Below are 12,822 nucleotides of genomic sequence, written 5' to 3'. Positions count from 1 at the left end.
GATATGAGGACAAAGATGGAGACGCGTCGCCGGACCCTGGTCAAGGCAGTGTTATGGCAAGTGCTGGGGCTACTATCCATGGCCCTTGTGGGGTTTTACCTAACCGGATCGGCGGCAATGGGCAGTATGATTGCCTTAGTGAACACGAGTATCGGGTTTGCTGTCTATGTGCTCTATGAACGTGTCTGGGCGCGGATTTCTTGGGGACGGGAACATGGGTAGTCGCGCGCCATCCCTGACGAGACGGCGGGCGGTCGAATGGCCGACGCTTGCGGTGCTGGCGGGCTGTTATGCGGCCTGGGGGCTGTGCCTCTTTGGGCTGGCGGGGGTTCATCCGGCGCTGGCGATGCTGGCGCCGGTGCCGGTGCTGGCGCTGCACAGCTCGCTCAGCCATGAGGCGCTGCACGGCCATCCGACGCGGCATCCGGTGGTCAACGCGGCGCTGCTCTTTCCCTGTCTGGGGCTCTTCATCCCCTATCTCAGGTTCAAGGCGCAACATCTTGAACATCATCGCGATTCCATCCTGACCGATCCCTATGACGATCCGGAATCGAATTTCCTCGATCCGAAAGTCTGGGCGCGGCTGCCGGGCTGGTTCCGGGCGCTTCTGCGGTTCAACAACACGCTTTTGGGGCGGATCGTGATCGGGCCGGTGCTGGGGCAGATCGCCTTTGTGCAGGGCGACTGGCGGCTGATCCGGGCCGGGGATCGCGCGGTGATGGCGGCCTGGGCGCTGCATCTCGCGGCGGTGCTGCCGGTGCTGTGGCTCGTGGCGCTGTCGCCGCTGCCGCTCTGGGCCTATCTGCTGGCCTGCTATGGCGCGCTTGCGGTGCTGAAGATCCGGACCTTTCTCGAACATCGGGCGCATGAGCGGGCGCGGGGGCGGACCGTGGTGATCGAGGATCGCGGCATTCTCGCCTTTCTCTTTCTCAACAACAATTTCCACGTGGTGCATCACATGCATCCTAAAGCGCCGTGGTATGAGCTTCCGGGGCTTTATGCGCGCAACCGAGCGCATTACCTGCGGCGCAACGAGGGCTATCGCTATCGCTCTTATGGCGAGGTGTTCCGGGCGCATTTCCTGCGCGCCAAGGATCCCGTACCGCATCCGTTCCTGCCGAGCGAGTAACGCCGCCCCTAAAGTGCCGCCTGTCACAAGGCGCTGGTCTTGGCCCGGGAATGCGGGCAAGAGGGCGGCATGGAATTCTGGATCCTCCTCGCAATCGCCGCTGCCGCGTTTCAGACGCTGCGGTTCATGGTGCAAAAACGGCTCAGCATGGGGGCGCTGTCAGCGGGCGGCGCCACCTGGGCGCGGTTCGTCTATGCGGCGCCTTTCGCCTTGTTGCTGGCGGCCAGCTATGCGGTGATGATCGGCTGGCGGCCGGCGGGGATGGGGCCGCTGTTCTGGGCCTATGCGCTCACCGGTGGGCTGGCGCAGATCCTTGCCACATGGTGTGTCGTGGCGCTGTTTGCGCGGCGCAATTTCGCGGTGGGCATTACGTTCAAGAAGACCGAAGTGATCCAGACCGCGCTTGTCGGGTTTATCGTGCTGGGCGACCGGATCAGCCTCTGGGCGCTGGCGGCGATCCTTCTGGGGCTGATCGGGGTGCTGGTCCTGTCGGACGGGGTGGCCACGGGCGGGCGCGGCTGGCGGCGCTTTGCCAATCGCTCGGCGGCGCTGGGGCTGACCTCGGGGGCGTTTTTCGCGATCTCGGCGGTGGGCTATCGCGGTGCGACGCTGGAAATCGGATCCGACGATGCGCTCATGCGGGCGGCGATGACGCTGGCGATGGTGACCTCGGCGCAGACGCTGGGGCTTGGCGCTTGGCTCGGCTGGCGCGAACCGGGGGAGATCGCCCGCGTCTGGCGCGCCCGGCGGCAGGCGGTCTGGATGGGGGTGATGGGGCTCGGCGGTAGCCTGTGCTGGTTCACCGCCTTCACCTTGCAAAACGCGGCGATGGTGTTCGCGGTCGGGCAGGTCGAGGTGATTTTCTCGATGCTGGTCTCGGTGGCGGTGTTTCGCGAGCGGATCACCGGGCGCGAGATGCTCGGCATTGCGCTGTTGACCACGAGTATTCTGGCGCTGGTGGTGTTTGGCTGATCAGTCAGCCGCTCCGATCAGTCAGCAGCTCTGGGCGCATGGCCGCGCAGGCGCAGAAAGAGGCTTTCCTCGTCATCATTGCGAAAGAAGGGCACCGAGGCGGGGGGGGCGCCGCGCTTGGCATGATCGGCGAGCTCTGCCAGCACCACCTCGGTGATGAAGGGCAGGTCGAACTCGCGGGCGCGGGCGAGCGGCACCCATTGCAGATGGCTCAGCTCGTCGCAGGCCTGCGAGAAATCATCGGGATCGCTCTGCAGCTCATCGGCATCCAGCAGAAAGAACCGCGCGTCAAAGCGGCGCGGGCGGCCCGGCGGGGTGATGGCGCGAAAGAAGAATTGCAGCGCATGGGCGGTGGGCAGATGGCCGGTGGCGGCATAGCTCTGCCAATCCTCGGGCGGCGTGCCGTCCCAAGTGCCGGGCGTGCCGAGGATCTGGCCGGTCTCTTCCCAGAGCTCACGGATCGCGGTCACGGCGAGCGCATGGCTCAGATCATCGTCGCAATCCTCGCCGAGACGGGTGGCGCAGAGCCCGGGCAGCGGGCGCACCAGCGGGATATCGGCATCCTCGCGATCGACGGCGCCGCCGGGAAAGACGAATTTATTGGGCATGAAGGCGGCCTTGGCGCCGCGCTGCCCCATCAGCACCTGCGGATCGCCCAGCCGGTCACGCAGCACGATGACGGTGGCGGCGTGGCGGATGGCGGTCTTGTCGATACTCATGGCGGCGCCCTTTATCTGGTTTCGGTCCGGTCTGTGACGGCGGGCGGGCCGGGGGCGCGGGCCTAGTCTGCCGTGCCGAACCCATGCATCCGCCGCGCCCATTGGAACGCCACGACGGCGCCCTTGAGCCTCGGCAGAAGGTAGAGCGAAAGCCCGACGCAGCCAATGGTGAATGTGGTCGCCAGCACCAGCGGATCGGGGCGGAAATTCACGAACATCACATGCAGGAGCGGCGCCATCAGGTGGCCGACGATCAGGATGGTCAGATAGGCCGGGCCATCATCGGCGCGGTGATGCGAGAGGTCCTGCTGACAGACGGTGCAGGTGTCGCGCACCTTGAGATAGCTTTTCAGCATCGGGCCGGAGCCGCAATTGGGGCATTTGCGGCAAAAGCCGCGCCAGAGCGCCTGTTTCATGGGGCGGTCCTCGGCCAGTTCGGCGGTGGTCACGGTCTGATCAGTCATGGGGGTCCCGGGGGCTTCGCGTTGCGGCATGGGGGCAATGTGGCCCATTCGGCGGTGCGGCGAAAGGGGGGATGGGGCGCTTGCGGCGCCATGTCGCGCGACAGGTTGGCAGGGGGGTGTTGGGGGGGATTTGCCGGGAGTGAGGCCTGTTGAGGGGTCTGTGGTGAGGCGGGGGGGGAAGGCGGGGGCGCTGCCCCCAGACCCCCGGGATATTTGGGGCCAGAAGAAGCGTGGGGGGATTTTGGGCGGTTAGGGGGTGGTGAGAGGGTTAGGGGGCGGCGAGCCAATTGAGAAAGGCGGCTTCGCCGGTGGGGGAGAAGCGGATGACGCGGGATTTGGCCACGCGCTTGGCCCAGCCGCGGGTCTCGATCCGGCTGAGCAGGGCGCGGCCAAGGGAGCCTGCAAGATGCGAGCGGCGTTCGCTCCAGTCCAGGCAGTCGCGGCAGAGCGGGGTTTTGGCGGAGGTGAGCGCCGCCATGTCGATGCCGAAGCGGGTCATGGCAGCATGGCCGGCCTCGGTCAGCTGGGGCTGATCCCCGGTGTGGATCAGGAGGCCCTGGGCCAGCAGGCCGTCATAGAGTTTGGTGCCCATGTCGCCCGCCAGATGATTGTAGCAGCTGCGCGCCTTGCGCAGGGCGGCGTCGCGGGGGCCGGTGCGGCTGCGCAGATGGCCCGCACCCGAGGCGAGCCCCATCAGCGCCTCGAGCACATGGGCGACCTCGGAGCTGGTGAGGGCGAAATATTTATGGCGGCCCGATTTGCGGGGCCGCACCAGCCCGCCCTGTTCCAGCCGCGCGAGATGCGAGCTCGTGGTTTGCAAGGTCACGCCGGCCTCGGCGGCGAGCTCGCTCACGGTGAGGGCTTTGCCGCTCATCAGCGCGGTGAGCATGTTGGCGCGAGCGGGATCGCCGATCAATGCGGCGATGGGGGCGATGTCTGGACCGTTTTTCATAGTTCGATCCAAATCGAACCATGACACGGGGTCAACATGCTAGGCAGGGGCATGGCAAAAGGAGAACATCATGCTGACCTGTATCATCCGCTATCACATCGATCCGACGAAAAAGGCGCAGTTCAAACGCTATGCGCGCAATTGGGGCGAAGCCATTCCGCGCTGTGGCGCCGATCTCATTGGTTATTACGCGCCGCATGAGGGATCGAGCACCTTGGCCTATGGGCTCTATAATGTGGCGAGCTTGACAGAGTATGAGGCCTACCGCGCGCGGCTCGCGTCCGATCCGCTGGGCCGGGAGAATTACGCCTTTGCGCAGGCGGAGGGGTTTATCCTGCGCGAGGATCGGACGTTTCTGCGGCTGGCCTCGGCACCGCAGCGCGAGGAGGACTGGCAATGATCGCGGTGATCTTTGAGGTGATCCCGGCGCCGGGGCAGCGGGCGGCCTATCTCGACATCGCATCGGGGCTGCGGCCGATCCTTGAGGAGAGCGACGGGTTTCTCTCGGTCGAGCGGTTCGAAAGCCTCAGCATGCCGGGCAAGATATTGTCGCTGTCGTTTTTCCGGGACGAGGCGGCGGTGGCGGCGTGGCGGGCGCGGGTGCAGCACCGGGCGGCGCAGGGCCAGGGGCGCGGCGGGGTCTTTGCCGATTACCGGCTGCGGGTGGCGCAGGTGATCCGCGATTACGGGATGACCGAGCGGGCGGAGGCCCCGGACGACAGCCGGGCGTTGCATGGGTGAGGCGGTTTGGTGGGGCACACGTCGGGGGCTGCAAAAAAAAATCAAAGTTTTTGCGACGGAAGCCCCGAGCCCCTGCGTGTAAAGTGCGACATCGGGCAGAAAACGGTGTCTGAAACCGCAAACAAGATGGCGCGAGAGATCGGGCCGAAAGACTTGGAGAGACCCAAAGATGACACGTAACAACATTTTCAAAATGGTTGCCCTCAGCTCGGCGATTGCCCTGACCCTGCCGATGGCGGTGGCGGCTGGCCCCGGCAAGCACGAGCGTCCGAGCTTTGAGCAGCTCGACATCAATGGCGATGGCAAGATCACCCAAGACGAGATGAAAGCGCGCGGCGAGGCGCGGTTCAAGGAGGCGGATGCCAATGGCGACGGTATGCTCAGCCAGGACGAGCTTGCCGCGAAGGGCAGCGAGCGTGCCGCGAAACATGCCGCCAAGATGATCGAGCGTCATGACACCGATGGCGATGGGCAGCTCAGCCAGGACGAGATGAAAGCCGGTATGAAGGGCAAGAAGGGCCATGACCGCGGCGCCAAGATGTTCGAAAAGGCCGACACCGATGGCGACGGCGGCATCTCGAAGGCCGAGTTCGACGCCATGAAGGAAAAAATGGGCGAGCGTCACGGCAAGAAACACGGCAAGAAAGAGCAGTAAGACTGCGCTGTGTCTCAGGTGGCGGGGGGTGTGTCCCCCGCCGCCGATCCCGGTCGGGCAAGCTCTGGACCGGATTGAAGGTGGAACGATTAAAGGGTAGGCCGCGGCCCCATGATAGGACCGTTTCGGAAATCTGCGCCAAAGGGCGCGGGGCTGGCGGATGACGAGGCGTTGCTTGCGGCCTATGCTGCGGGTGATGCGGCGGCGGCGCGCGCGTTGACCGAGCGGCATTTGCCGCGGGTGCTGGCGCTGTCGATGCGGATGCTCGGCAGCCGGGCCGAGGCCGAGGATGTGGCGCAGGAGGCGATGTTGCGCCTCTGGCGGATCGCGCCGCGCTGGGAAGCGGGCCGGGCCCAGATCGGGACCTGGCTCTACCGGGTGGCGTCGAACCTGTGCACGGATCGGCTGCGGCGGCGGCGCGGCGTGGCGCTCGACGAGGTGGCCGAGCCGGTGGACGAAAGCCAGATGAGCGTCGAAGCGGCGCTGCATCAGGAGGCGCGGGCCGAGGCGTTGCAAGAGGCGTTGATGCGCCTGCCGGAGCGGCAGCGTCAAGCGGTTGTGTTGCGGCATATCGAAGGTCTGGGCAATCCCGAGATTGCCGGGATCATGGAGATCAGCACCGAGGCGGTGGAAAGCCTGACCGCGCGCGGCAAACGCGCCTTGCAGGCGGAGCTGGCACCGAGGCGCGAGGAACTGGGGTTGGACGGATGACGGACCGGAAAGACATGACGGGCGAGATGCGGGGGCCGGAATCAGGGCCGGAAACGGGCGCCGGAGAGGCTGCCGGGCTCGAGCTCTTTTTCAAGGCGGCGCGTGCGCAGAGCCCGGTGCCGGGCGATGATCTGATGGCGCGGGTTCTGGCGGATGCGGCGGCCTTGCAGCCGCAGGGCGCGGCCTCGGCCGGGCTCTGGTCGCGGCTGGTGACCCGGGCGCAGGGGCTGCGGCAGGAGATGGGCGGCTGGCCTGCGATGACCGGGCTGGCGGCGGCGACGGTGGCGGGGATCTGGGTTGGCAGTGTGGCCCCCGATCTGGCGTCAGAGGCGATCACCGGCTACTGGTCCGGAGAGAGCGAGGTCTATGTGTTCGACGTGATGGCTGGCGACGCCTATGCGAGCCTGGAAGGAGCGTTCTGATGAGCGAGCGAAATGACATGCCGGGAAACGGGCCCACAGCGGCGCGCAAACGGCGCGGGCTGGGCCTCTTGCTGACCCTGTCGCTGGGGGTGAACCTGCTGGTGGCGGGGGCGATCGGCACCATGGTCTGGATGCATGACGGGCATGGGCGCGGCGGCAAGAGCCATGGCAGCTTTGGCGGGCCGCTGACCCGGGCGCTCGCGCCCGAGGACAAGCGGGCGCTGGGTGATGCGCTGCGGGCGGCGCGGCAGGCCAACGGGCCGAGCCGCGAAGAGCGGGGGGCCTCCTATGATGCAATCCTCACGGCGTTGCGGGCGCAGCCTTTTGACGCCGAAGCGCTGAGCGCGGCGATGAGCCAGCACCGGCAGATGTTCGAGACCGATATTGCCACCGGTCAGGCGCTCTTGGTTGGGCATCTGGCAAAGATGAGCGACGCCGAGCGCGCGGCGTTTGCCGATCGGGTGGAAGAGCATCGCAAGATGCGCAAACGTGGCAAGGACAAGCCCGCGGAGGGCGCGCAGTAACGCCGGGTCAGACCCGGGTGAAGGCGCAGATTTTTTTCAGGGCAGGGCTCAGGCGGCGCTGCGCGGCTGATAGGTGACGGTGTTGCGGCCATGCGCCTTGGAGGCGTAGAGCGCCGCATCGGCGCGCGCCAGCAGCTTCTCGGCTTCGCCGCCGGTGGGGGACAGCTCTCCCCGACCGGCGCGGCCCATCACCAGCCCGATGGACACCGTGATATGAACGGGCTGGCTATACCCCGTGAGTGGGATGGCAGTGTCGGCAATCTCGCGGCAGATGCGGTCGGCGGTCTGGCGGGCCTCTTCAGGAGTGACGCCGGGACAGACCAGCAGGAATTCCTCGCCGCCGATCCGAGCCACCATGTCGCAATCGCGCAGGATGGCGCGGAAATGATCGGCCACCTGGCGCAGCACCTGATCGCCGCCGGAATGGCCGTATTTATCATTGATATTCTTGAAAAAATCGAGATCGGCCAGCATCACCGCAAAGCCGGTTTCCAGAGTGTCGGTGCCGGCGCCCTCTTGCCCCGAGCAGACCCGTTCGAGAAAGGGCAGCGCGAAGCGGCGGTTGTAGAGCCCGGTGAGCGGGTCGGTGACCGAGGCGCGCACCCCGTCGCGGGTCTGGCGGCGCAGATGATCGAGCTCCTGCGCCTGGGTCAGGAGCCGGTCGCAGCGGGCGGCCAGTTCGCGGGCATCGGTGCGGCCCATCATGACATCCTCGACCCGCGCCTCGAGCAGGTGGAGCGCGGTTTCCTCCGCGCCGCTGTCGAGCAGGGCCAGCGCGGCGGCGTGGCGGGTCGAGCGGGCGGCGCGCAGCTCGGCCACCAATTCGCGGGCGGCGCGGTCGCTCATATCCGGCAGGTAGAGCAGCACCACATCGGGGCGCGGCCCGGAAGTGAGGTCGGGAAAGGGGCGGGCGGCATCGACGAGCCGCAGGCTGTGCCGCAGATGGCGCGACAGCCCGCGCAGAAGCATCTGCCCGGGCGCGCCCTGCGGCGCGAGAATGGCGATATGGCCGGGCGGTTGCAGGCGCGGCACGGCGGGTTCGGCAAAGCCCGGCGCGCCGCCGCCCGATTGCAGGCGCAGGTCGCGCAGCGTGTTGCGCTGCACCAAGAGCCCGCGCAATCGCGCCAGCAGCAGCGTGTCGGTGGTCGGACGCACAAGAAGCGCATCGACCCGGCCCGCCAGGTCGCGGCGCGCGGCCTCGGGCAGATGTTCGGTGATCAGCGCGGCGATGGGCAGATCGGCCTGACCGGGCAGGGCGCGAATGGCGTCGATCAGCGTGGCAAGATTGTTCCCCGCAAGCCCGCTGTTGAGCAGCACGAGATCGGGCGCCTCCAGCCGGATGGCGCGCAGGGTCTCGGCCGCATCCGAGGCCTGGATCACCTCGAAATGGCCACCCGCCAGCTTGACCTTCAGGAGGATCCTGTTGGTCGCCAGCGGCTCTGCGATGAGTATCTTGCCCGGCATAGGGTGCCTTTCTGACTTGCCCTTTTCTTGTGACCATCTATCCATGCAGGGAGTTAAGAAATCCTTTCCGGGTTAGTTTAAATGCGAGAAAATGAGCTGAATTCAGCCGAAACCATCGGTCTCAGGGCGCTGGGGTGGCTGGTCGGACATGACGACCTGTTGCCGGTGTTCCTTGGCGCTTCGGGCGCGAGCGAGGGCGATCTGCGCGCCGGGGCCAGCGATCCGGTCTTTCTCGGCTCGGTTCTCGATTTCATCCTGATGGACGATGCCTGGGTCATCGAATTCAGCGAAGCGGCGGGGATTGCGCCGGAAAAACTCGGTCGGGCGCGACAGGCGCTGCCGGGCGGGGAGGCGGTCAATTGGACATGAAAACGGATGCGGCAGGGGCCGGGGCCCGGGCAATCGAGGGCCTGCTCTTTGACAAGGATGGCACGCTTTTCGATTTTCACGGCACTTGGGGTGTCTGGGCGGGCGGCGTCATCGACCATCTGAGCGGCGGCGATGCCGGGCGTGCGGCCGACCTGGCGCGGGCGATCCATTATGATCTTGGCGCGCGGCAGTTTCACGACACGAGCCCGGCGATTGCCGGGACCAACCGCGAGGTGGCCGAGCTCTTGGCGGACTGCCTGCCGGGGGCGGAGGCCGGGCGGATCGAGACCTATCTTATGACCTCTTCGGCGACAGCGCCGTTGGTGCCGGTGCTCGATCTGGTGGATTTCATCGCCGGGCTCAGGGCGCGGGGGCTGCGGCTTGGGGTGATGACCAATGATGCGGAGTTCAGCGCGCGGGCGCATCTGGCGGCCTCGGGCATCGGCGAGGCGTTCGATTTCATCGCAGGGTTTGATTCCGGCCATGGCGCCAAGCCCGATGCCGCGCCCTTGCTGGCCTTTGCCCGGGCCGCGGGGGTCGCGCCCGAGCGCGTGGCGATGGTCGGCGACAGCACCCATGATCTCGTGGCTGGGCGCGCGGCGGGGATGGTGACGGTGGCGGTGCTCACCGGGACCGCGCCCGAGGCAGAGCTCGCGCCCTATGCGGATGTGGTGCTGCCCGATATCGGATATTTGCCGGCCTGGCTGGACAGCCGCGGATGAGCGGTGCCGGCGGGCGCGGCACGGGTCTTGGCGGCCTGTGGCTGGCGCTGGCCGGGGCGTTGATCCTGACACCCGATGCGATGCTCATGCGGCTGTCGGGGCTGGAGACCGGGGCGATGCTCGGCTGGCGGGGGCTCTGCATGGGGTCGGTTCTGGTCATCTTCTGGGGCTTCAGCACGGGCGACCGGCGGGGCGATCTGGCGGCATTGCGCAGCGCGCCGGGGCTTGGCATCGCGGCCTGTCAGTTCTTCAACTCGCTGTTTTTCTGCCTTGGCATTGCGCTCGCCCCGGTGGCGGCGGTGCTCTTGGGGGTGGCGGTGGTGCCGGTCTGGGCCGCGCTGTTGGGCTGGCTCTTGTTGGGCGAGCGGGCCGGGCTGCGGACCTGGGCCACGATTGCGGCAGTTCTATTGGGCATTGCCATCGCCATGTCGGGCCATGGCGGCGACGGGATCAGCTGGGACGCGCGGGCGGGGCTTGGCATCGGGCTTGGCCTGTTGGTGGCGCTGATGCTGGCGCTGAATTTCGTGATCCTGCGCAAACATCACCATGTACCCATTCCGCTGGCCATCGGGGCCGGGGCGCTGGTGGCGGGGGTCGGGGCCACGATTTTTTATGGTGAGGCGATGTGGGTGGGAACGGTCTGGCCGATGCTGCTGACCGGGGCGGTCGTGCTGCCCGCGTCCTTCATGCTCTTGTCGCAGGCGTCGCGGCAGGTGAGCGCGGCGGTGGTGAGCCTCTTGCTGCTTCTCGAGACCGTGCTTGGTCCGCTTTGGGTCTGGCTCGCGGTGGGCGAGGCGCCGGGGGCGCGGATGCTCTGGGGTGGGGCGCTGGTGGTGGGCGCTTTGGCGCTCTTCCTGTTGCATCGGGCGCGACGGGCGCGGCGCTAAAATCAAAAACGACACACCTTGTCGCAAAACTGCGACCCATGCCCCGAATTTGGGTGTTTGCTATTCCTCAGTCCAGCAGGGAGTGACAGGAATGGCCGAGGTCAAGACACGTAGAAAACGGGGTGGCGGGCGCGCGGGCAATGCCGAGCGGCGCGGCTCGGGGGCCATCGAGCAGATGCCATGGAACCCGCCGATCAACACCGATCGGCCGACCGAACCGCTCACCGAGGAAGGGATCGCCGCCATTCACGACGGCACGATGCGCATTCTCGAAGAGATCGGCATCGAGATCCTGAACCCCGAAGCGCTCGAGATCTTTCGCGCCTCTGGGGGCTGTACGATCAACGGTGAGAACGTCCGCATGGGCCGCGATTTCGTCATGGAGCAGATCGCGCTCGCGCCTGAGGAATTCACCATCACCCCGCGCAACCCGGCGCGGGCGATCACGCTGGGCGGCAAGCATCTCAACTTTGGCAATGTCTCGTCGCCGCCGAGCTATTGGGACATGGAGCTTGGCCGCAAGGTGACTGGCACGCGCGAGATGTGCGCCAATTTCCTCAAGCTGAGCCAGTATTTCAACTGCATCCATTTCGTCGGCGGCTATCCGGTGGAGCCGCAGGACATCCATGCCAGCATCCGCCATCTCGACGTGCTCTATGACAAGCTCACGCTGACCGACAAGGTGGCCCATGCCTATTGTCTCGGCCGCGAGCGGGTCGAGGATGTGATGGAGATGGTGCGCATCGCGGGCGGCCACAGCGACGAAGAGTTCGAAGCCAGCCCGAAGATGTATTCCAACATCAATTCGACCTCGCCGCTCAAGCATGACTATCCGATGCTCGACGGCTGGATGCGGCTGGCGCGGCGCAATCAGGGCCTTGTCGTCACGCCCTTCACGCTGGCCGGTGCGATGGCGCCGGTGACCATGGCGGGGGCGGTGGCGCAGAGCCTGGCCGAGGGGCTGATCGCGGTGGTTCTGGCGCAGCTCATCCGGCCCGGGGTCGGCTGTGCGATTGGCACGTTCACCTCGAATGTGGATATGAAATCGGGCGCGCCGGCCTTTGGGACGCCGGAATATATGCGCGCGACGCAGATGACCGGCCAGATGGCGCGGTTCTACAAGCTGCCGATGCGGGCGAGCGGGGTCTGTGCCGCCAACGTGCCGGATGGGCAGGCGGTCTGGGAGACCTCGAACAGCCTCTGGTCCGGGGTGCAGTCGGGGGCGCATATGATCTATCACGCGGCCGGGTGGCTCGAAGGCGGGCTGATCGCCAGCCCGGAGAAATTCGTGATGGATTGCGAAATCCTGCAGCAAATTCAGCGCTATATGGATCCGATGATCACCGCGACCGGCCCCGATGAGATTGCCACGGAAGCGGTGCGCGAAGTGGGCGATCAGGGCCATTTCTTTGGCATCCAGCACACGCAGGACCGCTATACCACCGCCTTCTATCAGCCGTTCCTGAGCGACTGGCGCAATTTCGAGGCCTGGGAGGCCGCGGGGTCGGTCTGGACGGCGCAGCGGGCGCACCAAGTTTACAAGGATATTCTGGCCGAATTCGAAGCGCCGCCGATGGATGAGGCGGTGCGTGAGGAGTTGGAAGCGTTTGTCGCCCGGCGCAAGGCCGAGGGCGGTGCGCCGACGGATTTCTGATGGCGCGCGCGCAGGCGGGCGGCTGTCTCTGTGGCGCGGTGCGATACCGCGTCACGGGGCCGCTGCGCGAGGTGATCTATTGCCATTGCAGCCAATGCAGACGGGCCTCTGGGCATCATGTGGCGGCGACGGCGGCGGCGCCCGAAGACCTTGATATCAAGGGCCAAGTGCAATGGTGTCGTTCGTCAGAAGAGGCGCAGCGGGGGTTCTGTCCGACCTGTGGCAGCAACCTCTTCTGGAAGCCGGATCATGGCGGGCATGTCTCGATCATGGCGGGCACGCTCGATGGGCCGACGGGGCTGCGGGTCGAGAGCAATTGGCATGGCGAGGATCGGGGGGATTACTATGATTTGCCCCCTGTCGGTACCACGTCGGTATCACGACAGTAAGACGACGGTGCGCCCCTGCCCCCCGAATGCGGGGGCAGGGGCCCGATT

General features: G+C 66.5%; 18 protein-coding genes. 14 read left to right on the top strand and 4 right to left on the bottom strand.

What is annotated here, in order from left to right:
- The first annotated feature begins 3 nt into the window (after positions 1-3).
- From WA237_RS09545 to WA237_RS09535, 3 genes are all read left to right on the top strand, one after another.
- Complete coding sequence (locus WA237_RS09545) at positions 4-222, top strand: DUF2061 domain-containing protein (RefSeq protein ID WP_336097518.1); 219 nt, start codon at positions 4-6, stop codon at positions 220-222.
- Entirely contained in the window at positions 215-1,129 is a 915-nt protein-coding gene (locus WA237_RS09540) for a fatty acid desaturase (RefSeq protein WP_336097517.1), read from the top strand. Before WA237_RS09545 ends, WA237_RS09540 begins: the two co-directional genes overlap by 8 nt.
- 69 nt (positions 1,130-1,198) lie before the next feature.
- Positions 1,199-2,101, top strand: coding sequence for an EamA family transporter (locus WA237_RS09535; protein WP_336097516.1), 903 nt, complete (start codon positions 1,199-1,201; stop codon positions 2,099-2,101).
- A gap of 17 nt (positions 2,102-2,118) precedes the next feature.
- Here WA237_RS09535 and WA237_RS09530 read toward each other — a convergent pair whose 3' ends face one another.
- The 3 genes from WA237_RS09530 to WA237_RS09520 form a co-directional block, all read right to left on the bottom strand.
- A complete protein-coding gene (locus tag WA237_RS09530; RefSeq protein WP_336097515.1) occupies positions 2,119-2,820 on the bottom strand; it encodes an NUDIX hydrolase in 702 nt (233 codons plus the stop codon).
- Positions 2,821-2,882: 62 nt separating this feature from the next.
- A complete protein-coding gene (locus WA237_RS09525) occupies positions 2,883-3,284 on the bottom strand; it encodes a DUF983 domain-containing protein (protein ID WP_040618504.1) in 402 nt (133 codons plus the stop codon).
- Between the two features lie 268 nt (positions 3,285-3,552).
- Positions 3,553-4,236 carry an ArsR/SmtB family transcription factor gene (locus WA237_RS09520; RefSeq protein ID WP_336097514.1) on the bottom strand — a complete coding sequence of 228 codons (684 nt, stop codon included), beginning with the start codon at positions 4,234-4,236 and terminating at the stop codon, positions 3,553-3,555.
- A 70-nt stretch (positions 4,237-4,306) separates the two neighbouring features.
- On the opposite strand from WA237_RS09520, the gene WA237_RS09515 reads away from it, so the two are divergent.
- The 6 genes from WA237_RS09515 (at position 4,307) to WA237_RS09490 (ending at position 7,289) form a co-directional block, all read left to right on the top strand.
- Positions 4,307-4,636: an NIPSNAP family protein gene (locus WA237_RS09515; RefSeq protein WP_336097513.1), complete on the top strand. Its 330-nt coding sequence runs from the start codon at positions 4,307-4,309 to the stop codon at positions 4,634-4,636.
- A complete protein-coding gene (locus tag WA237_RS09510) occupies positions 4,633-4,977 on the top strand; it encodes an antibiotic biosynthesis monooxygenase family protein (protein WP_336097512.1) in 345 nt (114 codons plus the stop codon). Before WA237_RS09515 ends, WA237_RS09510 begins: the two co-directional genes overlap by 4 nt.
- 169 nt (positions 4,978-5,146) lie before the next feature.
- Positions 5,147-5,632, top strand: coding sequence for an EF-hand domain-containing protein (locus WA237_RS09505; protein ID WP_336097511.1), 486 nt, complete (start codon positions 5,147-5,149; stop codon positions 5,630-5,632).
- A 111-nt stretch (positions 5,633-5,743) separates the two neighbouring features.
- Positions 5,744-6,343, top strand: a complete 600-nt coding sequence (locus WA237_RS09500) for an RNA polymerase sigma factor (RefSeq protein ID WP_286910316.1) — start codon at positions 5,744-5,746, stop codon at positions 6,341-6,343.
- Positions 6,340-6,765, top strand: coding sequence for a hypothetical protein (locus WA237_RS09495; protein ID WP_336097510.1), 426 nt, complete (start codon positions 6,340-6,342; stop codon positions 6,763-6,765). Before WA237_RS09500 ends, WA237_RS09495 begins: the two co-directional genes overlap by 4 nt.
- On the top strand, positions 6,765-7,289 hold the full coding sequence (locus WA237_RS09490; protein ID WP_336097509.1) for a periplasmic heavy metal sensor: 525 nt from the start codon (positions 6,765-6,767) through the stop codon (positions 7,287-7,289). Before WA237_RS09495 ends, WA237_RS09490 begins: the two co-directional genes overlap by 1 nt.
- 48 nt (positions 7,290-7,337) lie before the next feature.
- On the opposite strand, the gene WA237_RS09485 is transcribed toward WA237_RS09490, so the two are convergent.
- Positions 7,338-8,753, bottom strand: coding sequence for a GGDEF domain-containing response regulator (locus tag WA237_RS09485; protein ID WP_336097508.1), 1,416 nt, complete (start codon positions 8,751-8,753; stop codon positions 7,338-7,340).
- 81 nt (positions 8,754-8,834) lie between these two features.
- Between WA237_RS09485 and WA237_RS09480 the strand changes: the two genes are divergently transcribed.
- From WA237_RS09480 to WA237_RS09460, 5 genes are all read left to right on the top strand, one after another.
- Entirely contained in the window at positions 8,835-9,122 is a 288-nt protein-coding gene (locus tag WA237_RS09480; protein ID WP_009814409.1) for a DUF3572 domain-containing protein, read from the top strand.
- Positions 9,119-9,844, top strand: coding sequence for an HAD family hydrolase (locus WA237_RS09475; protein WP_336097507.1), 726 nt, complete (start codon positions 9,119-9,121; stop codon positions 9,842-9,844). Before WA237_RS09480 ends, WA237_RS09475 begins: the two co-directional genes overlap by 4 nt.
- On the top strand, positions 9,841-10,731 hold the full coding sequence (locus WA237_RS09470; protein ID WP_336097506.1) for an EamA family transporter: 891 nt from the start codon (positions 9,841-9,843) through the stop codon (positions 10,729-10,731). The genes WA237_RS09475 and WA237_RS09470 overlap by 4 nt, the downstream gene beginning before the upstream one ends.
- A 91-nt stretch (positions 10,732-10,822) precedes the next feature.
- A complete protein-coding gene (locus WA237_RS09465; RefSeq protein WP_216015050.1) occupies positions 10,823-12,385 on the top strand; it encodes a trimethylamine methyltransferase family protein in 1,563 nt (520 codons plus the stop codon).
- Positions 12,385-12,774, top strand: a complete 390-nt coding sequence (locus WA237_RS09460; RefSeq protein ID WP_336097505.1) for a GFA family protein — start codon at positions 12,385-12,387, stop codon at positions 12,772-12,774. The genes WA237_RS09465 and WA237_RS09460 overlap by 1 nt, the downstream gene beginning before the upstream one ends.
- Positions 12,775-12,822: the final 48 nt, after the last annotated feature.

This window comes from Roseovarius sp. CH_XMU1461 (genome assembly GCF_037027165.1).
In the GTDB taxonomy this organism is placed as follows: domain Bacteria; phylum Pseudomonadota; class Alphaproteobacteria; order Rhodobacterales; family Rhodobacteraceae; genus Roseovarius; species Roseovarius nubinhibens.
This window is presented reverse-complemented; position numbering and strand designations above follow the sequence as displayed.